Annotated in this window: 20 protein-coding genes; 5 read left to right on the top strand and 15 right to left on the bottom strand. The window is 55.8% G+C overall.

Annotated features, from left to right (window positions below; genetic code table 11):
* Positions 1-26: 26 nt before the first annotated feature.
* Entirely contained in the window at positions 27-743 is a 717-nt protein-coding gene (locus L3068_RS06330) for a GntR family transcriptional regulator (protein ID WP_014883040.1), read from the top strand.
* An 83-nt stretch (positions 744-826) separates the two neighbouring features.
* Here L3068_RS06330 and sucD read toward each other — a convergent pair whose 3' ends face one another.
* From sucD to sdhC, 8 genes are all read right to left on the bottom strand, one after another.
* Positions 827-1696 carry a succinate--CoA ligase subunit alpha gene (gene sucD / locus L3068_RS06325; protein ID WP_008501094.1) on the bottom strand — a complete coding sequence of 290 codons (870 nt, stop codon included), beginning with the start codon at positions 1694-1696 and terminating at the stop codon, positions 827-829.
* Positions 1696-2862: an ADP-forming succinate--CoA ligase subunit beta gene (sucC, locus tag L3068_RS06320; protein WP_006809579.1), complete on the bottom strand. Its 1167-nt coding sequence runs from the start codon at positions 2860-2862 to the stop codon at positions 1696-1698. The genes sucD and sucC overlap by 1 nt, the downstream gene beginning before the upstream one ends.
* Before the next feature lie 83 nt (positions 2863-2945).
* The gene (gene odhB, locus L3068_RS06315; RefSeq protein ID WP_014883039.1) at positions 2946-4169 is read right to left on the bottom strand and encodes a 2-oxoglutarate dehydrogenase complex dihydrolipoyllysine-residue succinyltransferase; all 1224 of its coding nucleotides are present in this window, start codon (positions 4167-4169) and stop codon (positions 2946-2948) included.
* Between the two features lie 14 nt (positions 4170-4183).
* Entirely contained in the window at positions 4184-6991 is a 2808-nt protein-coding gene (gene sucA, locus L3068_RS06310) for a 2-oxoglutarate dehydrogenase E1 component (RefSeq protein ID WP_014883038.1), read from the bottom strand.
* A 238-nt stretch (positions 6992-7229) separates the two neighbouring features.
* A complete protein-coding gene (gene sdhB / locus L3068_RS06305; protein WP_014883037.1) occupies positions 7230-7946 on the bottom strand; it encodes a succinate dehydrogenase iron-sulfur subunit SdhB in 717 nt (238 codons plus the stop codon).
* 15 nt (positions 7947-7961) lie between these two features.
* On the bottom strand, positions 7962-9728 hold the full coding sequence (gene sdhA, locus L3068_RS06300) for a succinate dehydrogenase flavoprotein subunit (RefSeq protein ID WP_014883036.1): 1767 nt from the start codon (positions 9726-9728) through the stop codon (positions 7962-7964).
* Complete coding sequence (gene sdhD, locus L3068_RS06295) at positions 9728-10075, bottom strand: succinate dehydrogenase membrane anchor subunit (RefSeq protein ID WP_008501088.1); 348 nt, start codon at positions 10073-10075, stop codon at positions 9728-9730. Before sdhD ends, sdhA begins: the two co-directional genes overlap by 1 nt.
* A complete protein-coding gene (gene sdhC, locus L3068_RS06290) occupies positions 10069-10473 on the bottom strand; it encodes a succinate dehydrogenase cytochrome b556 subunit (protein ID WP_020684965.1) in 405 nt (134 codons plus the stop codon). Before sdhC ends, sdhD begins: the two co-directional genes overlap by 7 nt.
* A 639-nt stretch (positions 10474-11112) precedes the next feature.
* On the opposite strand from sdhC, the gene L3068_RS06285 reads away from it, so the two are divergent.
* Entirely contained in the window at positions 11113-12396 is a 1284-nt protein-coding gene (locus tag L3068_RS06285; protein WP_014883035.1) for a citrate synthase, read from the top strand.
* An 84-nt stretch (positions 12397-12480) separates the two neighbouring features.
* Here the strand turns inward: L3068_RS06285 and nei are convergent, their stop codons facing one another.
* The 7 genes from nei to L3068_RS06250 form a co-directional block, all read right to left on the bottom strand.
* A complete protein-coding gene (gene nei, locus L3068_RS06280) occupies positions 12481-13272 on the bottom strand; it encodes an endonuclease VIII (protein WP_059372972.1) in 792 nt (263 codons plus the stop codon).
* An 18-nt stretch (positions 13273-13290) separates the two neighbouring features.
* Complete coding sequence (pxpA, locus tag L3068_RS06275; protein ID WP_023332416.1) at positions 13291-14031, bottom strand: 5-oxoprolinase subunit PxpA; 741 nt, start codon at positions 14029-14031, stop codon at positions 13291-13293.
* The gene (gene pxpC, locus L3068_RS06270) at positions 14018-14950 is read right to left on the bottom strand and encodes a 5-oxoprolinase subunit PxpC (RefSeq protein ID WP_023332415.1); all 933 of its coding nucleotides are present in this window, start codon (positions 14948-14950) and stop codon (positions 14018-14020) included. The genes pxpA and pxpC overlap by 14 nt, the downstream gene beginning before the upstream one ends.
* Positions 14944-15600: a 5-oxoprolinase subunit PxpB gene (pxpB, locus tag L3068_RS06265; RefSeq protein ID WP_023336926.1), complete on the bottom strand. Its 657-nt coding sequence runs from the start codon at positions 15598-15600 to the stop codon at positions 14944-14946. Before pxpB ends, pxpC begins: the two co-directional genes overlap by 7 nt.
* Positions 15601-15614: 14 nt before the next feature.
* Complete coding sequence (locus L3068_RS06260) at positions 15615-16358, bottom strand: type 2 GTP cyclohydrolase I (protein WP_014883030.1); 744 nt, start codon at positions 16356-16358, stop codon at positions 15615-15617.
* A 10-nt stretch (positions 16359-16368) separates the two neighbouring features.
* Positions 16369-17781 carry a deoxyribodipyrimidine photo-lyase gene (phrB, locus tag L3068_RS06255; RefSeq protein ID WP_014883029.1) on the bottom strand — a complete coding sequence of 471 codons (1413 nt, stop codon included), beginning with the start codon at positions 17779-17781 and terminating at the stop codon, positions 16369-16371.
* 208 nt (positions 17782-17989) lie between these two features.
* Complete coding sequence (locus tag L3068_RS06250) at positions 17990-18196, bottom strand: YbfA family protein (protein WP_014883027.1); 207 nt, start codon at positions 18194-18196, stop codon at positions 17990-17992.
* A gap of 308 nt (positions 18197-18504) precedes the next feature.
* Here L3068_RS06250 and kdpF point away from each other — a divergent pair, with 308 nt between their 5' ends.
* From kdpF to kdpB, 3 genes are read left to right on the top strand one after another with little or no spacing between them, the layout of a single operon-like run.
* Complete coding sequence (gene kdpF, locus L3068_RS06245) at positions 18505-18594, top strand: K(+)-transporting ATPase subunit F (protein ID WP_014069365.1); 90 nt, start codon at positions 18505-18507, stop codon at positions 18592-18594.
* Positions 18594-20273: a potassium-transporting ATPase subunit KdpA gene (gene kdpA / locus L3068_RS06240; RefSeq protein WP_014883026.1), complete on the top strand. Its 1680-nt coding sequence runs from the start codon at positions 18594-18596 to the stop codon at positions 20271-20273. The genes kdpF and kdpA overlap by 1 nt, the downstream gene beginning before the upstream one ends.
* A gap of 18 nt (positions 20274-20291) precedes the next feature.
* Positions 20292-22340 carry a potassium-transporting ATPase subunit KdpB gene (gene kdpB / locus L3068_RS06235; RefSeq protein ID WP_045268239.1) on the top strand — a complete coding sequence of 683 codons (2049 nt, stop codon included), beginning with the start codon at positions 20292-20294 and terminating at the stop codon, positions 22338-22340.

The following is a 22340-nucleotide window of genomic DNA, read 5'->3' as shown; positions in this document are numbered from 1 at the left end:
AAAAGGTATTAAGCAGGCGCAATCAAATGGGTAATAAACCGATGTACCGGCAGATAGCCGATGCGTTTCGCGAGAAAATTAACGCCGGGGAGTTAAAACCCGGTGACGCGCTCCCGACGGAGTCCAGCCTTCAGGAGACGTTCAGCGTTAGCCGTGTCACCGTCCGGCAGGCCCTGAAACTGCTGGCTGATGAGCAGATTATCGAAAGCATTCAGGGCAGCGGCTCTTATGTAAAAGAGGAACGCGTAAATTACGATATCTACCAGCTCACCGGTTTTTACGAAAAGCTGGCGGACCGAAACGTCGATACGCACAGTGATGTTAAAATTTTTGAAGTGGTGAAAGCCGATGAGCGGCTTGCGGCAACGCTGGCCATCAATCCGGAGGATAAAGTCTGGCACGTGAAGCGCGTACGCTTCATCAAGCAGAAGCCGGTTAACCTGGAAGAGACATGGATGCCGCTGGCAATGTTCCCCGACCTCACCTGGGACGTGATGGAAAATTCGAAATACCACTACGTCGAGCAGATCAAAAAGATGGTTATCGATCGCAGCGAGCAGGAGCTGGTGCCGATCATGCCATCAGAGGAGGCGATCGCCGCGCTGGCGCTCGATCCGGCCAAACCGATCCTGGAAAAAGCCTCCCGCGGTTTCCTGAAGGACGGACGGGTATTTGAATACAGTCGCAACGTCTTCAATACCGACGATTACAAGTTCACGCTCGTTGCCAAACGCAGGCAATAAAAAAGGCCGCTTTTCAGCGGCCAACCATGTCGAAACGGACATTTTTTTACTTCAACGCTCCCCTGTCGGGGAGCAGAGAGGACTTACTTAATGATGGATTTCAGTGCTTCGCCGATATCCGCCAGGCTGCGAACGGTTTTCACGCCTGCGGCTTCGAGCGCTGCGAATTTCTCGTCAGCCGTACCTTTACCACCGGCGATGATCGCCCCTGCGTGACCCATACGCTTGCCTTTCGGCGCGGTCACACCCGCGATGTAACCGACAACCGGCTTGGTCACGTGTTCTTTGATGTAAGCAGCCGCTTCTTCTTCCGCGCTACCACCGATCTCACCAATCATCACGATCGCTTCGGTCTGTGGATCTTCCTGGAACAGTTTCAGGATGTCGATGAAGTTAGAGCCCGGGATCGGGTCACCGCCGATGCCCACACAGGTGGACTGGCCGAAGCCGTAATCGGTGGTCTGCTTAACGGCTTCATAGGTCAGGGTACCGGAACGGGACACGATGCCCACTTTGCCCGGCTTGTGGATGTGACCCGGCATGATGCCGATTTTGCATTCGCCTGGCGTGATGACGCCTGGGCAGTTCGGGCCGATCATGCGCACGCCGGCTTCATCCAGCTTCACTTTCACGGTCAGCATATCCAGCGTCGGGATACCTTCAGTGATGGTGATGATCAGTTTGATGCCCGCGTCGATCGCTTCCAGAATGGAGTCTTTGCAGAACGGTGCCGGAACGTAGATAACGGTCGCGGTTGCGCCCGTCGCTTCTACGGCTTCACGCACGGTGTTGAACACCGGCAGGCCCAGGTGCGTGGTGCCACCTTTACCTGGCGTGACGCCGCCAACCATCTGCGTGCCGTAGGCAATCGCCTGTTCGGAGTGGAAAGTCCCCTGGCTACCGGTGAAGCCCTGGCAGATAACCTTGGTATCTTTATTAATTAAAACTGACATTATTTCCCCTCCACTGCGGCAACAACCTGCTGAGCTGCATCCGTCAGACTTTTCGCTGCAATAATATTCAGGCCGCTGTCAGCCAGTTTTTTCGCGCCGAGTTCAGCGTTGTTACCTTCCAGACGTACAACCACCGGAACGTTAACACCCACTTCTTCTACCGCACCAATGATACCGTCGGCGATCAGGTCGCAACGAACGATGCCGCCGAAGATGTTAACCAGAACCGCTTTAACATTGTCGTCAGAGAGGATGATTTTGAACGCTTCGGTCACGCGCTCTTTGGTTGCGCCACCGCCCACGTCGAGGAAGTTCGCTGGCTCACCACCGTGCAGCTTAACGATGTCCATGGTGCCCATTGCCAGGCCCGCACCGTTGACCATACAGCCGATGTTGCCGTCCAGCGCCACGTAGTTCAGCTCCCACTGTGCAGCCTGTGCTTCACGCGGGTCTTCCTGAGACTGGTCGCGCATTTCGCGCAGATCCGGCTGGCGGAACAGCGCGTTGCCGTCAGCACCCAGTTTGCCGTCGAGGCAGATCAGATCGCCCTGGGTGGTGATCACCAGCGGGTTAATCTCGATCAGCGCCAGGTCGCGCTCCAGGAAGATAGTCGCCAGACCCATGAAGATCTTGGTGAACTGCTGAACCAGCTTGCCTTCCAGACCCAGTTTGAACGCCAGCTCGCGACCCTGGTAAGGCATTGGGCCTGCCAGCGGATCGATCGCCACTTTGTGGATCAGATGTGGGGTTTCTTCCGCCACTTTTTCGATTTCCACGCCGCCTTCGGTAGACGCCATGAACACCACGCGACGGGAGCTACGGTCAACAACCGCGCCCAGGTACAGCTCTTTAGCGATATCGGTCGCTGCTTCAACCAGGATCTGGTTAACCGGCTGGCCGTTCGCATCTGTCTGGTAGGTCACCAGACGTTTGCCGAGCCAATGTTCAGCAAACGCACGAATCTCTTCTTTGCTCTTAACAACCTTCACACCGCCCGCTTTACCACGGCCACCAGCGTGAACCTGACATTTAACTACCCACGGGCCGGAACCGATTTTAGATGCGGCTTCTTCTGCTTCACGCGGGGTAGTACAGGCATAACCCACCGGAGCCGGTAAGCCATACCGGGCAAACAGCTGTTTGGCCTGATATTCATGTAAGTTCATGTGTTCTATCCATCCTTCAGGTAATCGTTAGGTAGTGCTTTTAGTGGCCCGGCAGCCATACGCCGCCGGGCAAGACTGCAAAACTAGACGTCCAGCAGCAGACGCGTTGGATCTTCCAGCAGCTCTTTAATGGCAACCAGGAAGCCCACGGACTCGCGGCCGTCGATCAGGCGGTGATCGTAAGAGAGCGCCAGGTACATCATTGGCAGGATCTCAACTTTACCGTCTACCGCCATCGGACGATCTTTAATGGCATGCATACCCAGGATCGCGCTCTGCGGCGGGTTAATGATCGGGGTAGACATCAGCGAGCCGAATACGCCGCCGTTGGTAATGGTGAAGTTACCGCCGGTCAGGTCGTCTACGGTCAGCTTGCCGTCGCGGCCTTTAACAGCCAGCTCTTTGATATTTTTCTCGATGTCAGCCATACCCAGGGTATCCACATCACGCAGAACCGGGGTGACCAGACCACGTGGAGTAGAAACCGCCATGCTGACGTCGAAATAGTTGTGGTAAACCACGTCATCGCCATCGATGGACGCGTTCACTTCCGGGTAGCGTTTCAGCGCTTCAACGACAGCCTTCACGTAGAAGGACATAAAGCCCAGACGGATACCGTGACGTTTTTCAAACGCGTCACCGTACTGCTTACGCAGGTCCATGATTGGCTTCATGTTCACTTCGTTGAAAGTGGTCAGCATCGCGGTGGAGTTTTTCGCTTCCAGCAGACGCTCGGCCACGCGCTTACGCAGGCGCGTCATTGGGACGCGTTTTTCGCTGCGGGCACCCAGAGCAGGCTGAGCTGCTGCTGGCGCTGCCGCAGGGGCTTTCGCTTCTGCCTGAGCAGGTGCTTTCGCCAGGTGCTTGTCGATGTCTTCACGCGTCAGACGGCCACCCACACCGGTGCCTTTGATGGCAGCCGGGTCAAGGCTATGTTCAGCCAGCAGGCGACGGATCGCCGGGCTGAGGGCGTCGTTAGACTGTTCTTCCAGAGAAGCCTGCTGGCGCTGAGCCGGCGTAGAGGCTTTCTCTTCAGACTTGGCGCTGGACTCTTTACCCGCGCTGTTGCCTTCACGCAAGCGACCCAGGATCTGACGAGAGGTGACGGTCGTACCTTCATCTTCCAGCACCGCGTCCAGTACGCCATCCGCCGAAGCCGGTACTTCCAGTACCACTTTGTCAGTTTCGATTTCTACCAGCACTTCATCGCGCTTAACGGCATCGCCTGGTTTTTTGTGCCAGGTAGCGACGGTCGCATCTGCTACAGATTCAGGCAGGTCGGGAACAAGAATATCTACGCTACTCATTATGTATCCTTTAATTAATCGACGTTCAGCGCGTCATTGACCAGATCTTGTTGCTGCTTCTGGTGAACGGACATATACCCTACCGCCGGAGAGGCGGAGGCCGGGCGACCTGCGTAACGCAGAGCGGACCCAAATGGAATCACTTCACGGAAATGATGCTGGCTGCAGTACCATGCGCCCTGGTTAAGCGGCTCTTCCTGGCACCAGACAAAATCATGAACGTGAGCGTAAGGTTTCAGCACTTCCTGCATCGCCTGATGCGGGAACGGATAAAGCTGTTCGATACGTACGATGGCGACATCTTTCTGATCGTTCTTACGGCGCTGTTCCAGCAGGTCGTAATAAACCTTACCAGAACACATCACCACACGCTTCACGGCCTGCGGATCCAGCTCGTCAATCTCACCGATGGCTGGCAGGAAGGTGCCGTTTGCCAGCTCATCCAGGCTGGATACCGCCAGCGGATGGCGCAGCAGGGATTTCGGAGACATGACCACCAGCGGACGGCGCATACCGCGCAGTGCCTGACGACGCAGCATGTGGTAGACCTGAGCCGGAGTGGACGGCACGCAAACCTGCATGTTCTGCTCAGCGCAAAGTTGCAGATAGCGTTCCAGACGCGCGGAGGAGTGCTCCGGACCCTGGCCTTCATAACCGTGCGGCAGCAGCATGACCAGACCACACATGCGGCCCCACTTCTGCTCGCCGGAGGAGATGAACTGGTCGATAACGACCTGCGCACCGTTGGCGAAGTCACCGAACTGCGCTTCCCAGATGGTCAGGGTGCGTGGTTCAGCGGTGGCGTAGCCGTATTCGAAGGCCAGTACCGCTTCTTCAGACAGTACGGAGTCCCAGACTTTGAACTGGCCCTGACCGTTGTGGACGTGCTGCAGTGGGGTATAGGTTGAACCGTTAGACTGATTGTGAACCACCGCGTGACGGTGGAAGAAGGTACCACGGCCCGCATCTTCGCCGGACAGACGCACAGGAATGCCTTCGTCAACCAGCGTTGCATAAGCCAGCGTTTCCGCGCCACCCCAGTCAAACAGCTTCTCACCTGCTGCCATGGACTGACGGTCAGCATAGATTTTCGCCACGCGAGACTGCATCTCGATAGCGTCTGGTACGGTGCTGATGCGTTTAGCCAGCTCCTGCAGACGCTTCATCTCAACCTTGTTCGGGTAGCTCTCATCCCACTCGTGGTTGAGGTACGGCGACCAGGTAAAGGAGTGCATGTTCATCGGACGCAGCTCTTTCACTACGCATTCACCCGCATCCAGCGCATCGCGGTAGAGGTTGACCAGTTCGGTCGCATCTTCCAGCGTCGCCACTTTTTCGCTTTCCAGCTTGTCAGCATAGATTTTGCGTGGCGTCGGATGTTTTTTGATTTTCTGATACATCAGCGGCTGGGTTGCACTTGGCTCATCCGCTTCGTTGTGGCCGTGACGGCGGTAGCAGAAGAGGTCAATGAACACATCGCGTTTGAAGGTATTACGGAAGTCCAGCGCCAGACGGGTAACGAAAGCGACAGCTTCCGGATCGTCCGCGTTCACGTGGAAGATCGGCGCCTGAACCATTTTACCGATGTCGGTGCAATATGGTGTAGAGCGGGCATCCAGCGGGTTAGAGGTGGTGAAGCCCACCTGGTTGTTGATCACGATGCGAACGGTACCGCCCACTTCATAACCACGCGCTTTCGACATGTTCAGGGTTTCCTGAACCACGCCCTGCCCGGTTACCGCCGCATCACCGTGAATGGTGATTGGCAGCACTTTGTTGCTGCTTGGCTCGTCCAGACGATCCAGACGCGCACGCACGGAACCGATAACCACCGGGCTGACGATCTCCAGGTGTGACGGGTTAAACGCCAGCGCCAGGTGAACCAGACCGCCTTCGGTTTCGATATCAGACGAGAAGCCCATGTGGTACTTCACGTCGCCGGTGCCGAGGTGCTCTTTATGTTTGCCCGCAAATTCGTCGAACAGGTCCTGCGGTTTTTTACCCAGCACGTTGACCAGGACGTTCAGACGACCACGGTGCGCCATGCCCAGTACCACTTCACGGGTACCGCTCTTGCCTGCATGACGAATCAGCTCTTTCAGCATCGGCACCAGCGCGTCGCCGCCTTCCAGCGAGAAGCGTTTTGCGCCCGGGAATTTCGCGCCCAGATAGCGCTCAAGGCCCTCTGCTGCAGTCAGTTCGCCAAGGAAACGTTTTTTCTCGTCTGCTGAGAAATTCGCATGGCCCGCTACGGATTCGATGCGCTGCTGGATCCAGCGTTTCTCTTCGGTAGAGGTAATGTGCATGTATTCCGCGCCGATGGAGCCGCAGTAGGTTTGCTTGAGCGCATCAATAAGTTCGCCCAGCTTCATCGTGTCTTTGCCGATGGCAAAAGAACCTACGTTAAAGCTTTCCTGGAAATCGGCCTCGGTCAGATCGTGATACGCCGGATCGAGATCGGCCACACGTTCTTGCTGCCACAGTCCCAGCGGATCGAGATTCGCATGCTGGTGACCACGGAAGCGATAAGCGTTGATAAGCTGCAGGACTTTAACCTGCTTCGCATTGGTGTCAGGGTCGGAAATCGCAGAAGAGTAACGTGAGGCATCCTTCGCCAGACGACGGAAATAATCACGTGTTTTGGAATGGAATTGATCCGGTTTGACCCCTGTGCCAGGCAACTGCTGGAACATGGAACGCCAGTTTGCGTCCACTGAGTCAGGATCGGTTAAGAAGTCTTCATAGAGCTGTTCAATCCAGCTCTGGTTCGCACCAGAAAGGAAAGAAGAGTCCAGCCAGGCTTTCATTGCGCCGTTCTGCATCGTGATCCCTTAAGCATTTTTATGCTTACTTTCGCCGTAGAAACTACCACGCACACCACGTGTACGTGCCGGGGTTCACCTGCGAGCTCTTTTCATTTGGCCCGCGAAGGAACCTTTAGAAACTGTCTAAACTTCAGGGCAGTTTTTAAAGGTTTCTGCAATTTTCCCGGTGGCGCTACGCTTACCGGGCCTACTGTTACGTAGGCCGGATAAGCGCAGCGCCATCCGGCGTTTTTACTTACGCACTGCGCTGCAGCAGCATCGACTTAATATGGCCGATGGCGCGCGTCGGGTTCAGTCCCTTCGGACATACACTGACGCAGTTCATGATGCTATGGCAGCGGAATACGCTGAAAGCGTCACTCAGTCCTTCCAGACGACTCTCGGTTTCGGTGTCGCGGCTATCGATCAGGAAGCGATAGGCAGCCAGCAGACCGGCCGGGCCGATAAACTTGTCCGGGTTCCACCAGAACGACGGACAGGACGTTGAACAACATGCGCAGAGAATACACTCGTACAACCCATCGAGTTTTTCACGCTGCTCAGGAGACTGTAAGTGCTCGCGAGCGGGTGGATTTTGCCCATTATTCAATAAGTAAGGCTTAATCTTCTCATATTGTGCATAGAATTGCCCCATGTCTACCACCAAATCACGCACGACCGGCAGGCCTGGCAGAGGACGGATAACAATTTTCTGACCAGGACGCTGCAACGCGGAAATGGGCGTGATGCAGGCCAGGCCATTTTTGCCGTTCATGTTCACGCCATCAGAGCCGCAGACCCCTTCACGGCAGGAGCGACGGAACGACAGTGTCGGATCTTTTTCTTTCAGCTGGATTAACGCATCCAGCAGCATCATGTCGCGACCTTCTTCCGCTTCCAGGGTGTAGTCCTGCATACGCGGAGCATCATCAACATCCGGGTTATAACGATAAACTGAGAATTCGAGTTTCATTATCCTGTCTCCGCATTAGTAAGTACGAATCTTCGGCGGGAACGCCGGACGCAGTTTCGGTTCCATGTTGACGCTACGACGCGTCATGGATTCCGACTCTGGCAGATACAGGGAATGGCACAGCCAGTTTTCGTCATCACGATCCGGGAAGTCGAAGCGGCTATGCGCGCCACGGCTCTCGGTACGGAAGTTTGCCGACATCGCGGTCGCGAATGCGGTTTCCATCAGGTTATCCAGCTCCAGGCATTCAACGCGCTGGGTGTTGAACTCGCTGGAGGTGTCATCCAGACGGGCATTTTTCAGACGCTCGCGGATCGCTTTCAACTGCTCAAGACCTTTGGCCATTGCGTCACCTTCGCGGAATACCGAGAAGTTATGCTGCATGCATTCCTGGAGTGCTTTACGGATTTCCACCGGATCTTCGCCGTTACGGTTGCCGTTCCAGCGGTTGAGGCGCTCAAGAGAGGCATCAATTTCGTCGTCGGTCGCGTCACGCAGCGCGCCCTGCTCGGCAATGGATTCCTGCAGATGCAGACCAACTGCACGGCCGAATACCACCAGGTCCAGCAGCGAGTTGCCGCCGAGACGGTTTGCGCCGTGAACGGATACGCAGGCAATTTCACCTACGGCGAACAGGCCAGGAATAACCACATCTTCACCCTGCTCGTTCACGGTCAACGCCTGACCGGTCACTTTGGTCGGAATACCGCCCATCATGTAGTGGCAGGTTGGGATAACAGGAATTGGCTCTTTCACCGGGTCGACGTGTGCGAAGGTACGAGACAGCTCCAGAATGCCCGGCAGACGGGATTCCAGCACCTCTTTACCCAGATGGTCGAGTTTCAGCTTCGCGTGTGGACCCCATGGGCCATCACAGCCGCGGCCTTCACGGATTTCGATCATGATGGAACGCGCCACCACGTCACGACCCGCCAGGTCTTTCGCATTCGGGGCATAACGCTCCATGAAGCGTTCGCCGTGTTTGTTCAGCAGGTAGCCGCCTTCACCACGGCAGCCTTCTGTTACCAGAACGCCGGCACCGGCGATACCGGTTGGGTGGAACTGCCACATTTCCATATCCTGAACCGGCACGCCTGCGCGGATTGCCATGCCAACACCGTCACCGGTGTTGATGTGGGCGTTGGTGGTGGACTGGTAAATACGGCCTGCACCGCCGGTGGCCAGCACGGTTGCGCGGGCTTTGAAGTAAACGACTTCACCGGTTTCGATACACAGCGCGGTACAACCGACCACTGCGCCATCGGCATTTTTCACCAGATCCAGCGCATACCACTCGGAGAAGATGGTGGTGTGGTTTTTCAGGTTCTGCTGATACAGGGTGTGCAGCAGTGCGTGGCCTGTACGGTCAGCCGCCGCTGCGGTACGTGCCGCCTGCTCGCCGCCGAAGTTTTTCGACTGGCCGCCAAACGGACGCTGATAGATGGTGCCGTTTTCCAGACGGGAGAACGGCAGCCCCATGTGGTCCAGCTCCAGAATCGCTTCCGGGCCGGTCTTACACATATATTCGATGGCATCCTGGTCGCCGATGTAGTCGGAACCTTTTACCGTGTCGTACATGTGCCATTCCCAGTTATCTTCATGGGAGTTACCCAGCGCAACGGTAATACCGCCCTGCGCGGATACTGTGTGGGAACGGGTCGGGAACACTTTAGAGAGCAGCGCACAGGTCTGGCCGCTCTGGGAAATTTGCAGTGCGGCACGCATACCTGCGCCACCGGCACCAATCACAACAGCATCAAATTCTCTGACTGGCAGTTTCATTACACACCCCACACCACAACGAATCCATAAATAACGTAAACCACCAGTGCAACGACAATGGCCAGCTGCAGAGGAAGGCGAATCGCCAGCGGTTTAACGTAATCGGTCAACACCTGCCACATACCAATCCACGCATGAATAAGGATGGAGAACAGCGCCAGCAGGGTGAACACTTTGGTGAAGGCGGATCCGAAGAACCCACTCCAGATTTCCCACGTCAGCGTACCGCTGGTCGCGAAGAAACCAATCATATAGATGATGTAAAGGGTGAGAACGATGGCGGTAGCACGGACAAGAATGAAGTCATGTACGCCGTTGCGTCCTAATGCGGAGGCGTTGCTTACCATACGAGAACTCCTGCGAGAAGTGAAAGCACGACAGTAATCACAAATGAAATGTTAGCGGAGCGTTTCCCGGCTTCGAACGTCTCTTCCAGGTAGCCAAAGTCCATCAGCATATGACGAACACCCACGACGACGTGGTACGCCAGCGCGGTCAGAATGCCCCACATGATGAATTTCACGAAGAAGCTGTTCATGATGGCAGAGGCCTGGAGGAATCCTTCAGGGGAGGAGAGGCTGGTACCCAGTAACCACAGCAGAATGCCGACCGCCACAAACGTAATTACACCTGAAACACGGTGCAGAATGGACGCTATTGCTGTTACGGGGAACCGGATCGTTTTCAGATCCAGATTGACAGGTCTTTGTTTTTTCACATTTCTTATCATGAATAACGCCCACATGCTGTTCTTATTGTTTCCTTCCTCCGGACTGCGATGCGGGTCAAGCAGCGTTCCTTTTCTATAACTGCGCGTCATGCAAAACAATGCTTCCAGATGCTTCAACGACACATTACAACGCTGGGTGGCTCGGGATTGCAGGGTGTTCCGGAGACCTGGCGGCAGTATAGGCCGTTCACAAAATCATTACAATTAACCTACATACAGTTTGTCGGGTTTTCTCTGGAACAGTGATCAGGGTCACGATAACAACATCTTTTTAATTTTTAATCATCTGATTTGACAAATGTTAAACAATATTGTTACAAACGTCATCAGAAAAGGCATATAATGCGCAAAAGTTATGAGGTCTCTCTTTCACCTGACAAATAGTTATGTAACAGTGTGATGGTATTGACCGAAGTTATCAGGACAGTTATTAGTGATATACAGGTTTGAATAATTCGGACTGCAAAAACGCTGATTTGCTGTTGTTTCACTGATATTTCATTCGTTTACCTGCAAGGCGCCATAGCTCTGTACCCTGGTTTGTCCTCGTGAGCTGAGCGGTAAGCCAAATAACAATCTGGTAACGGTGATTAACAGCTGAAAGCAAATCCGGTAAAGCGCAGTCTTAAGCATAAGGCGCTAAGGAGACCGTAAATGGCTGATACAAAGGCAAAACTCACCCTCAACGGTGGTGATGCTATTGAACTGGATGTGCTAAAAGGCACGCTCGGTCAGGATGTTATTGATATCCGTACGCTGGGTTCCAAAGGAGTATTTACCTTTGACCCTGGATTTACCTCTACCGCATCTTGCGAATCCAAAATCACCTACATTGACGGTGACGAAGGTATCCTGCTCCATCGCGGCTTCCCCATCGATCAGTTAGCCACCGAATCCAACTATCTGGAAGTGTGCTACATCCTGCTGAACGGCGAAAAGCCAACGCAGGCGCAGTACGATGAATTCAAAACCACCGTCACCCGTCACACCATGATCCATGAGCAGATTACACGTCTGTTCCATGCGTTCCGTCGTGACTCTCACCCGATGGCGGTGATGTGCGGGATTACCGGTGCGCTGGCGGCGTTCTACCACGACTCCCTTGACGTGAATAACCCGCGTCACCGTGATATCGCGGCGTTCCGTCTGCTGTCCAAAATGCCTACTATGGCGGCGATGTGTTACAAATACTCCATCGGCCAGCCGTTTGTGTATCCACGTAACGACCTCTCCTACGCCGGTAACTTCCTGCGCATGATGTTCTCCACGCCGTGCGAAGAGTACGAAGTGAACCCGGTGCTGGAACGCGCAATGGACCGTATCCTGATCCTGCACGCTGACCACGAACAGAACGCTTCCACCTCTACCGTCCGTACCGCGGGCTCTTCAGGCGCGAACCCGTTCGCCTGTATCGCTGCGGGCATCGCCTCCCTGTGGGGACCGGCGCACGGCGGTGCGAACGAAGCGGCACTGAAGATGCTGGAAGAGATCAGCACCGTTGAGCACATTCCTGAATTCGTGCGTCGCGCGAAAGACAAGAATGACTCCTTCCGCCTGATGGGCTTCGGTCACCGTGTTTACAAAAACTATGACCCACGCGCCACCGTGATGCGTGAAACCTGCCACGAAGTGCTGAAAGAACTGGGTACCAAAGATGATCTGCTGGAAGTGGCGATGGAGCTGGAACACATCGCGCTGAATGACCCGTACTTCATCGAGAAGAAACTCTACCCGAACGTCGACTTCTACTCCGGTATCATTCTGAAAGCGATGGGTATTCCGTCTTCCATGTTCACCGTAATCTTCGCCATGGCCCGTACCGTAGGCTGGATTGCGCACTGGAACGAAATGCACAGCGAAGGCATGAAAATCGCCCGTCCTCGTCAGCTGTATACCGGCTACGAGCAGCGTGATTTTAAGTCTGATATTAAGCGCTAAAAACAAGCCCGGTGGCGCTCACGCTTACCGGGCCTACAAGTGCGAAATGTAGGCCGGGTAAGGCGTAGCCGCCACCCGGCTTTTTTACATCTGGCACCCGGGACACCAGTAAAACGGTCTTGAGGAAAGCATTGTCCTCTCTATAATCCCGCCACATCGCTCGCACTTTTTCCCCGCCCGATGAAACACCTTAAACCGGAACAGCGCCCCGTGATGCCTGTTCTCATCTACCACGCCGCGCGTCGTGTAGGATAAACGCGGAATGTCCAGCAGCGCATGGGACAGCGCTTCCAGCTGTTCATCGCTGAGCTGCGAAGCTTTATGCTGCGGCGCCAGCCCGGCTTCCCAAAGGATTTCCACCCGCAGGTAGTTGCCGAGCCCGGCCAGAAAGGCCTGGTCGAGAAACAGACCGGAAAACTGCCGATTGCGAAATTTGGGTGACAGCAAACGGGCTTTCACATCGCCCGCCGTCAGGCGCATATCCAGCACATCCGGCCCAACGCGCAGCAAGAACGGATGAACGAGCAACTGCTCAGGCGTTAACATTTCGATATCCGACGCGCTGTAAAGCAGGATGGCTTTATCCGCCGTTTGCAGCCTGACCCGCAGCACACGGGTGGTTTGCGGCTGTTCACCCGCGTTAACCACGCGCCAGACGCCGTAAAGCTGGTTATGGCTATATAACGTCAGGTTATGGGAAAAGTGCGTGAGTAAGGCTTTCCCGCGCGTTTCAATATGGGTCACCGTCTGCCCCAGCAGCTGTGATTCAAACGGTTTGAGTTGCGGAAAGGCAAACCAGACATCCGTCAGCGGTTTGCCCTTTATCGCCGCTTCCAGGCTATCCGCCGCGCGGCGGATCTCCGGACCTTCTGGCATGTTATTGTCCTTAAATGATTATTCTGCGCTGACAAGAATACCCTCATCAGAGAACGCTGCCCGCAGGCGCCGCGCAAACTGGAGCGCATGCTCGCCGTCGCCATGTAAGCATACCGTATCGGCCTGAACGTTTGCCGATGTACCATCCACAGCGGTGACACGCCCGGCGCGCACCATCTCCAGCGTCTGCGCCAGCGCTTTACCTTCGTCGGTAATGAGCGCCCCGGCCTGCGTTCGCGGCACCAGGCTGCCATCAGGCTGATATCCCCGGTCGGCAAACACTTCCTGGCGGGTGGTTAACCCCAGGCGCTGCCCGGCGCGGATCAGCTCGCTGCCCGCCAGGCCCACCAGAATCAGCTGAGAGTCACAATCCCGCACCGCGCGGGCAATGGCGTCCGCCAGAGCAGGATCTTTCGCCGCCTGATTGTAAAGCATGCCGTGCGGCTTCACGTGGCGCAGTACGCCCTTCTCAGCGCGCACTATCGCCTCCAGCGCGCCAATCTGGTAAAGCATCTGAGCGTAGACCGTCTCCGGCGGCAGGTCCATCGCCGTACGGCCAAAGTTCTCCCGGTCGGGAAAGCTCGGGTGAGCGCCTATCGCCACGCCGTTTTTAATGGCATTGCGCACGCTCTCCAGCATGGTTTGCGCATCACCCGCGTGAAAGCCGCAGGCGATATTAACCGAAGAGACCAGCGTCATCAGCTCTGCGTCGGCGCGGCTCCCCTCCCCCAGATCGGCATTTAAATCAATCTTTACCATCAAGCCTCCACGCCAGCTGTTCGAGATAACGCTGCTGATCCTGCCGCGCTTTCAGCGCCTCCTCCAGCGAACATTGCACGAAATGGATCGGCTGACCGAGGGGAATTTGCGCCAGATGGTAGCGATCCGCGTCAATAATGCAGGCAATGCGCGGATAACCGCCCGTCGTCTGCGCATCGTTCATCAGCACAATGGGTTGACCATTGCCCGGAACCTGAATGACGCCAGGCAATAAGCCGTGGGAGAGCAACTCCCGGTCGGTTGTGCGGGTCAGCGGCTGCCCCTGCAGGCGGTAGCCCATGCGGTTACTCTGCGGGCTAATCTTCCACGGCGAACGCCAGAAAGACTCTTTAGAAGCGTCATCGAACTCCTGATATTCCGGCCCCGGTAAGGCGCGGATCACGTTCCCCCACAGCAACTGTTTTACGCCCTGCGTCGTCGAGAAATCGCGTGTTGACGGCTTAATCGCCAGACGATCGCCATCGCGCAGCGAACGTCCCTCATGCCCGCCTATGCCCGCTTTCTGATCGGTACTGGCTGACCCCAGCACCTCCGGCACGTCAATGCCCCCCGCTACCGCAAGGTAACTGCGCACGCCGTGCAGAGGCCGTTTCAGCATCAGACGTTGCCCGGCTTTCGCCCGCAACCGCCAGCCGGTCCACACCGCTTTGCCGTCCAGCGTGGCGTCACAACCTGCGCCGGTCAACGCAAACCAGGTTTCCTGACCGAACTCAATCACGCACTGACCCAGCGTAATTTCTAACGCCGCCGTGCTGCCTGCGTTACCCACCAGCAGGTTGGCAATCTCCAGCGAAGGACGATCAAGCGCACCGCAGTAGCTCACGCCAGACTGGCGCAGGCCAAAGCGGCCGGCATCCTGTACCGAGGTATAAAGCCCTGCGCGAAGTAACGTTAGCATACCCCCTCCTTCTGCGGGATAAAGCGAAGGGTATCGCCAGGACGAAGGAGAATGGGTGCCTCCTGCCCCGGTTCAAATAATGGCATGGCGGTGTGCCCAATAAGCTGCCAGCCGCCCGGTGAGGTGAGCGGATAAATTCCGGTTTGTTCGCCGCCAATTGCCACCGTTCCCGCGGGAACGCTCAGGCGTGGCTCGGCCCGGCGCGGCGTATGCAGCTGGGGGGATAATCCGCCAAGATACGGGAAGCCGGGTTGAAACCCGAGAAACCAGACCACGTAATCCACCGAACTGTGCAGTTCAACAACCTGCTTCTCCGTTAATCCGCAGTGATCCGCCACCACGCCAAGATCCGGCCCACCCGTGCCGCCATAGACGACCGGGATTTCAATCATTCTCGATTCCGGCTCCAGCGCTTCGCTCTCTTCCCACCAGCGCTGAAGACGTTCAATAGCATCCAGCGCCTTTGTCTGCGGGTTGCGCAGCACGACGGTAATGTTATTCATACCAGGAATGGTTTCTACCACTTCCGGGATGTCAACCAGACGCTGTGTCAGCCGCCAGATACGCTTTTGCGTGGCAAGCGTGACCGGCGGTTCAAGTTCCAGTACAACTGCGCTTTCACCCAGAAGATAACAACGCGCTCTCTGCACTCGGGCACCTCTCATCAGGCGGGATTAGGGATATCAATAAAGGTCACATCCAGATCGGTATTTTCCGTCAGCCATTCGCTGAGGGCGCGGATACCGCCACGCTCGGTAGCATGGTGGCCTGCCGCGTAAAAATGCAGCCCCTGTTCACGGGCTGAGTGAACCGTCTGCTCAGAGACTTCACCGGTAATAAACGCATCAACACCAAAACGCGCGGCGCTGTCGATAAAGCCCTGACCGCCGCCGGTACACCAGGCAACGCGCTTAACGGTATCCGGCCCCGTGTCGCCACACCACAGCGGACGACGCCCGAGACGTGCTTCGATCCACGAGGCCAGCTCCAGACCCGGAACCGGCATCGACAGCTCTCCCCACGGGACCAGTGGCTCGATTTCGCCCATCACAGTGATCCCCAACAGCTGCGCCAGCTGGACGTTATTCCCCAGCTCCGGGTGTGCATCCAGCGGCAGGTGGTAGCCGTACAGGTTGATGTCATTGGCCAACAGCGTTTTCAGGCGGTTGCGCTTCATACCGCGAATAATCGGTGATTCGTTTTTCCAGAAATAACCGTGGTGAACAATGATCGCATCGGCCTCCTGACGCACCGCTTCATCCAGCAATGCCTGGCTTGCCGTCACACCGGTGATGATTTTTTGCACTGTCTCTCGGCCTTCCACCTGCAGCCCATTCGGGCCGTAATCGCTGAAGGCGGCGGTATTGAGTTTTTCGTTAATCAGGCTTTCCAGTTCGCTGTTTTTCATCATCACTCTCTTAAGCTTTACGGGCGGCTTCATAGGCCGCCAGCGTGGCGACGCGCGCCTGTTTATGGTCAACAATCGGGCGGGGATAATCGAGCTTTACGCCCTGTTTATCCGCCCATGCCCACGGGTCGTGGATCGCTTTCGCAGGAACATGCCTGAGCGCGGGCAACCAGCGACGAATAAAGTCGCCGTTAGCATCAAATTTTTGTCCCTGAGTGGTCGGATTGAAAATCCGGAAATAGGGAGCCGCATCGGTACCGGTAGAGGCCGCCCACTGCCATCCGCCATTATTCGCTGCCAGATCGCCATCGATCAGCTGAGAAATAAAATAACGCTCCCCGACACGCCAGTCGATAAGCAGATCTTTCACCAGGAAGCTGGCGGTAATCATTCGCAGACGGTTGTGCATCCACCCGGTTTCATTCAACTGGCGCATCGCGGCATCAACAATCGGATAGCCCGTCTCCCCCTTTTTCCAGGCCAGTAAACGCGCCTCGTCGTGCTGCCATTTTACGTTATCGGTCCAGGGAATGAACGGGCGATGCTTGCAGAGATCGGGATGATAAGTCATCAGATGGCGATAGAACTCACGCCAGATCAGTTCGTTCAGCCACACCGACCCCGTCCCGCCGTCCAGCGCCTGCGGCTGCTCGGCCAGGAGACGATGCAGACACTGGCGAGGAGAGAGCACGCCCAATGCCAGGCAGGCCGATAATCGGCTTGTCCCTTCAACCGCCGGGAAATCCCTGCGCGCGTCGTACTCTCCCGCGCCCTGCTTGCAAAACTGGCGCAGCTTCGCAATCGCTGATTTCTCACTGGCAGGGAACAGAAGATCGTCGAACGACTGTTGGGGATAGTTAAACGTTAATTCAGGCAGATCGGTTATGGCATCACCCCGAACAGCGGGCGCGGCCACGCACTCAGGCAGCGCCTCTTTCAGGCGTTTAACAAACGCATTTTTAAACGGCGTAAACACTTTGTACATTTCGTGACTGCCGGTCATGACGCTGCCCGGCGCCAGCATGACGCTGTCATCAAATCCTTCACAAACTACCCCGTCCAGCATGTTTTCCAGCTGGCGATCCCGCCGCTGTTCGTTCAGCTCGTACTGATAGTTATAAAAAAGGTGTGTGACGCCGTTTTGCTGACAGATCGCCTGCAGCATCTGAAGCTGCGCGGCAAAATCACTGACCTCTTTGTAGATCAGCGGAATACCTTTTTCAGCAAGCGAGTGTTGCAGAACGTTCAGATGTGATTTGAGGTAAGCCGCCTGGCGCGGTGCCATATCATGCTGCTGCCACTGTTCGGGCGTAGCGATGAACAGTGCCAGCACGCTGGCATCCTCAGAACGACAGGCTGCCGCGAGAGCGATGTTGTCATGTACGCGCAGATCTGCGCGAAACCAAACCAGATGGGTGGGCATAAAACTCCAGGCAAATATCCATTATGTCCGTAAGGGCACGCCACCAAAGGAAAAAGTGGCGAGCTTTTACTGTACTTTGCCATGAAGTGTAGACGGGATGAAATAAAAAAGACCGCCGGGGGGTGGTAATGCCAGTCAGTTAAGTAACTGACTGGCATTACCCATTGCTATCGGCGGTTTCTATATTGCTATGTGTAGTCTTTCTTTTTTAGTAGAAGTCGCAGGTCGCTTTCTCGGCCTGATCCATCCACACCGGCTTCTCGCTGGTTTTCGCCCAGACGCGGTGCAGATAGCTGTAAAAACGAGCGCGATCTTTCCAGAACAGCATCACCGGCAGGGCCAGCACGCCAGCCACTACGGCGAAAGTACGACGCATGAACACAATATGAGCTGGATACGCTTTATACAGATCCATATTTTCTCCCCTATAGTTGGCCGGAAACGTCATCCGGAAAATTCAAAATCTGTGACCTGGATAAAATAATATCGCTTTGCGTGTAATTTTACTACTCATCCGACCACTTATTTTCATTCATTTAGTGAATATTTACACTCGCGCCGTAATTTAGTTACAAAAAAGTTAACAATTTACTTACCAATAGTTAAATTGTGGGCTTTGCCATTTTTATACTTTTTTTACACCCTCTCTCCTCATTTTTGCGAAATCTTTGCGCCATAAATCCTACCGTTAACCCAACAACAAAAGTCACCCGGAGGTGGATTGTGAGTGCAGGTCTTATTGCCGGCATCGTGCTGGTGTTCCTGTTATTGGGTTATCTGGTTTATGCCCTGATTAATGCGGAGGCATTCTGATGGCTGCTCAGGCGTTTTTGCTTATTGCCAGCTTCTTACTGGCGTTGTTCGTTCTGGCAAGGCCACTGGGAATGGGGCTGGCAAGGCTTATCAACAACGTCCCCCTGCCTGGTACGGGAAGCGTTGAAAAAGGGATCTGGCGTGTACTGGGAATAGACGATCGCGAGATGAGCTGGCGTGAATATCTGTTTGCCATTCTGCTGCTGAATATTGTTGGGCTGATTGCACTTTTTACCCTGCTGATGCTGCAGGGGAGTCTGCCGCTGAATCCGCAACAATTACCGGGTCTGTCCTGGCATCTTGCGCTGAATACGGCAGTCAGCTTTGTCACCAACACCAACTGGCAGTCCTATGCGGGTGAAACCACGCTCAGCTATTTCAGCCAGATGGTTGGGTTAACCGTTCAGAACTTCCTCTCAGCCGCCAGCGGTATCGCTGTGATCTTCGCGCTGACGCGCGCGTTTGCTCGTCAGAAAATCAGTACCCTGGGTAACGCATGGGTGGATCTGACGCGCATCACGCTGTGGATATTGCTGCCAATTGCGCTGCTGATCGCGCTGTTCTTTATTCAGCAAGGTAGCCTGCAAAACCTGCTGCCATACACCCCTTATACCTCGCTGGAAGGGGCAAAACAGCTCCTGCCGATGGGGCCCGTGGCGTCGCAGGAAGCCATAAAGATGCTCGGCACCAACGGCGGCGGCTTCTTCAACGCCAACTCATCGCATCCGTTTGAAAACCCGACTGCCCTGACCAATTTTGTGCAGATGCTGGCGATTTTCCTGATCCCCACCGCACTCTGCTTTGCCTTTGGTGATGTCGTCAACGATCGCCGTCAGGGGCGCACCCTGCTCTGGACCATGTCGTTAATCTTCGTGGTCTGCGTTGCGCTGGTGATGTGGGCTGAATGGAACGGCAATAGCCATTTCATGCAGCTTGGGGCTAACAGCAATATCAATATGGAAGGTAAAGAGAGCCGCTTTGGCATTCTCGCCAGCAGCCTCTATGCGGTGGTCACCACGGCGGCCTCGTGCGGGGCGGTGAATGCCATGCATGACTCCTTCACCGCACTGGGCGGAATGATCCCAATGTGGCTGATGCAGATTGGCGAGGTGGTATTTGGCGGCGTGGGTTCAGGTCTTTACGGCATGCTGTTGTTCGTGATGCTGGCGGTGTTTATTGCCGGTCTGATGATTGGTCGTACCCCGGAATACCTCGGTAAAAAAATCGACGTTCGCGAGATGAAATTAACCGCGCTGGCGATTCTGGTAACCCCTGCCCTCGTACTGCTCGGCTCCGCACTAGCGCTGATGACCGAGGCCGGACGCAGCGGCATCTTTAACCCGGGTATTCACGGCTTTAGCGAAGTGCTGTATGCCGTCTCCTCTGCCGCCAACAACAACGGAAGTGCCTTTGCAGGCTTAAGTGCCAACTCACCGTTCTGGAACTGTCTGCTGGCGTTCTGCATGTTCGTGGGTCGTTTCGGGATCATTGTGCCGGTCATGGCGATTGCCGGATCGCTGGTGAATAAAAAAATTCAACCGACCACCACCGGAACATTACCGACCCACGGCGCGCTGTTTATCGGCCTGCTCACAGGCACCGTGTTACTGGTTGGTGCCCTGACCTTTATCCCCGCCCTCGCGTTAGGCCCGGTCGCGGAATACCTCTCTTTACGCTGATTTTGCGGAGAATTTGTCATGAGTCGTAAACAACTGGCCCTGTTCGAACCGTCATTAGTTCGTCAGGCGCTCATGGATGCGGTGAAAAAACTGAGCCCGCGCGTGCAGTGGCACAACCCGGTGATGTTTATTGTCTGGGCGGGAAGCGTCCTGACCACCGCACTGGCGATTGCCATGGGAACGGGCCACATGCCGGGAAATGCGATGTTTACCGGCGCCATTAGCCTGTGGCTGTGGTTTACCGTGCTGTTTGCCAACTTTGCGGAAGCGCTGGCGGAAGGCCGGAGTAAAGCCCAGGCCAACAGCCTGAAAGGGGTAAAAAAGACCGCCTTCGCACGCAAGTTACGTGAACCAAAATACGGTGCGCAGATGGACCACGTTCCGGCGGATGAACTGCGTAAAGGCGATGTGGTGCTGGTCGAAGCTGGCGATATTATCCCGTGCGACGGGGAAGTGATTGAAGGTGGCGCGTCGGTGGACGAAAGCGCCATCACCGGGGAATCCGCCCCGGTTATCCGTGAATCCGGCGGCGATTTCGCCTCCGTAACGGGGGGGACGCGCATACTCTCCGACTGGCTGGTGATCCAGTGTAGCGTTAACCCAGGTGAAACCTTCCTTGACCGGATGATCGCCATGGTGGAAGGCGCCCAGCGTCGTAAAACCCCCAACGAGATTGCCCTGACCATCCTGCTGGTCGCGTTGACCCTCGTCTTCCTGCTGGCAACCGCGACCCTGTGGCCGTTCTCCGCCTACGGCGGTACGGCGGTCACCATCACGGTGCTGGTGGCGCTGCTGGTCTGTCTGATCCCCACCACTATCGGCGGCCTGCTGTCGGCCATCGGCGTGGCCGGTATGAGCCGTATGCTCGGTGCCAACGTCATCGCCACCAGCGGACGTGCCGTTGAAGCGGCGGGCGATGTAGACGTTCTGCTGCTTGATAAAACCGGGACCATCACCCTCGGTAACCGTCAGGCATCAGACTTCTTACCCGCACCTGGCGTGGATGAAAAAACGCTGGCAGATGCCGCACAGCTCTCATCGCTTGCCGACGAAACTCCGGAAGGTCGCAGCATTGTGATTCTTGCCAAACAGCGCTTTAACCTGCGCCAGCGCGACGTTCAGAGCCTGCATGCCACTTTCGTGCCCTTCACGGCACAGACCCGGATGAGCGGCATTAATATTCAGGACCGGATGATCCGTAAAGGCTCGGTTGACGCCATCCGTCGCCACATTGAGGCTAATAACGGTCACTTCCCATCCGAAGTGGATAGCCTGGTGGAAAGCGTGGCCCGTCAGGGGGCAACGCCGCTGGTGGTGGCTGAAGGCGCAAATGTGCTGGGGGTGATTGCCCTGAAGGATATCGTCAAAGGCGGCATCAAAGAACGCTTTGCCCAGCTGCGTAAAATGGGGATCAAAACGGTGATGATCACCGGGGATAACCGCCTGACCGCCGCGGCGATTGCTGCCGAAGCGGGCGTGGATGATTTTCTTTCCGAAGCCACACCGGAAGCCAAACTGGCCTTGATTCGTCAGTATCAGGCGGAAGGGCGTCTGGTCGCGATGACCGGTGACGGGACCAACGATGCCCCTGCCCTGGCGCAGGCCGACGTGGCGGTGGCAATGAACTCCGGTACCCAGGCGGCAAAAGAGGCGGGCAACATGGTCGATCTCGACTCTAACCCAACCAAGCTGATTGAAGTCGTGCACATTGGTAAGCAGATGCTGATGACGCGCGGCTCGCTGACCACGTTCAGCATCGCTAACGATGTGGCGAAATATTTCGCCATCATTCCGGCCGCGTTTGCTGCGACCTATCCGCAATTAAACGCCCTGAACGTAATGCACCTGCACTCCCCGGCATCGGCCATTCTGAGCGCGGTAATCTTTAACGCCCTGATTATTGTCTTCCTGATCCCGCTGGCGCTAAAAGGCGTGAGCTACAAGCCGCTCACGGCGGCCGCCATGCTGCGCCGCAACCTGTGGATTTACGGCCTGGGTGGGCTGGTGGTGCCCTTCATCGGTATCAAGGCTATCGATCTGCTGTTGACCCTGTTCGGGCTGGTTTAA

The organism is Enterobacter cloacae complex sp. ECL414, assembly GCF_021869685.1.
GTDB lineage: Bacteria > Pseudomonadota > Gammaproteobacteria > Enterobacterales > Enterobacteriaceae > Enterobacter > Enterobacter kobei.
Note: the sequence above shows the minus strand (reverse complement) of the source record. Positions and strands in the feature narration are given on the sequence as shown.

Excerpts from the sequence above, each read along its gene's own strand:
- L3068_RS06250 (WP_014883027.1), bottom strand. The coding sequence starts at position 18,196 with ATGGATCTGTATAAAGCGTATCCAGCTCATATTGTGTTCATGCGTCGT.
- nei (WP_059372972.1), bottom strand. The coding sequence starts at position 13,272 with ATGCCAGAAGGTCCGGAGATCCGCCGCGCGGCGGATAGCCTGGAAGCG.
- sdhD (WP_008501088.1), bottom strand. The coding sequence starts at position 10,075 with ATGGTAAGCAACGCCTCCGCATTAGGACGCAACGGCGTACATGACTTC.
- sdhA (WP_014883036.1), bottom strand. The coding sequence starts at position 9,728 with ATGAAACTGCCAGTCAGAGAATTTGATGCTGTTGTGATTGGTGCCGGT.
- sdhB (WP_014883037.1), bottom strand. The coding sequence starts at position 7,946 with ATGAAACTCGAATTCTCAGTTTATCGTTATAACCCGGATGTTGATGAT.
- odhB (WP_014883039.1), bottom strand. The coding sequence starts at position 4,169 with ATGAGTAGCGTAGATATTCTTGTTCCCGACCTGCCTGAATCTGTAGCA.
- sucC (WP_006809579.1), bottom strand. The coding sequence starts at position 2,862 with ATGAACTTACATGAATATCAGGCCAAACAGCTGTTTGCCCGGTATGGC.
- kdpA (WP_014883026.1), top strand. The coding sequence starts at position 18,594 with ATGGCTGCTCAGGCGTTTTTGCTTATTGCCAGCTTCTTACTGGCGTTG.
- L3068_RS06285 (WP_014883035.1), top strand. The coding sequence starts at position 11,113 with ATGGCTGATACAAAGGCAAAACTCACCCTCAACGGTGGTGATGCTATT.
- pxpC (WP_023332415.1), bottom strand. The coding sequence starts at position 14,950 with ATGCTAACGTTACTTCGCGCAGGGCTTTATACCTCGGTACAGGATGCC.
- sdhC (WP_020684965.1), bottom strand. The coding sequence starts at position 10,473 with ATGTGGGCGTTATTCATGATAAGAAATGTGAAAAAACAAAGACCTGTC.
- L3068_RS06330 (WP_014883040.1), top strand. The coding sequence starts at position 27 with ATGGGTAATAAACCGATGTACCGGCAGATAGCCGATGCGTTTCGCGAG.
- sucA (WP_014883038.1), bottom strand. The coding sequence starts at position 6,991 with ATGCAGAACGGCGCAATGAAAGCCTGGCTGGACTCTTCTTTCCTTTCT.
- L3068_RS06260 (WP_014883030.1), bottom strand. The coding sequence starts at position 16,358 with ATGAAAAACAGCGAACTGGAAAGCCTGATTAACGAAAAACTCAATACC.
- phrB (WP_014883029.1), bottom strand. The coding sequence starts at position 17,781 with ATGCCCACCCATCTGGTTTGGTTTCGCGCAGATCTGCGCGTACATGAC.
- kdpB (WP_045268239.1), top strand. The coding sequence starts at position 20,292 with ATGAGTCGTAAACAACTGGCCCTGTTCGAACCGTCATTAGTTCGTCAG.
- pxpA (WP_023332416.1), bottom strand. The coding sequence starts at position 14,031 with ATGGTAAAGATTGATTTAAATGCCGATCTGGGGGAGGGGAGCCGCGCC.
- sucD (WP_008501094.1), bottom strand. The coding sequence starts at position 1,696 with ATGTCAGTTTTAATTAATAAAGATACCAAGGTTATCTGCCAGGGCTTC.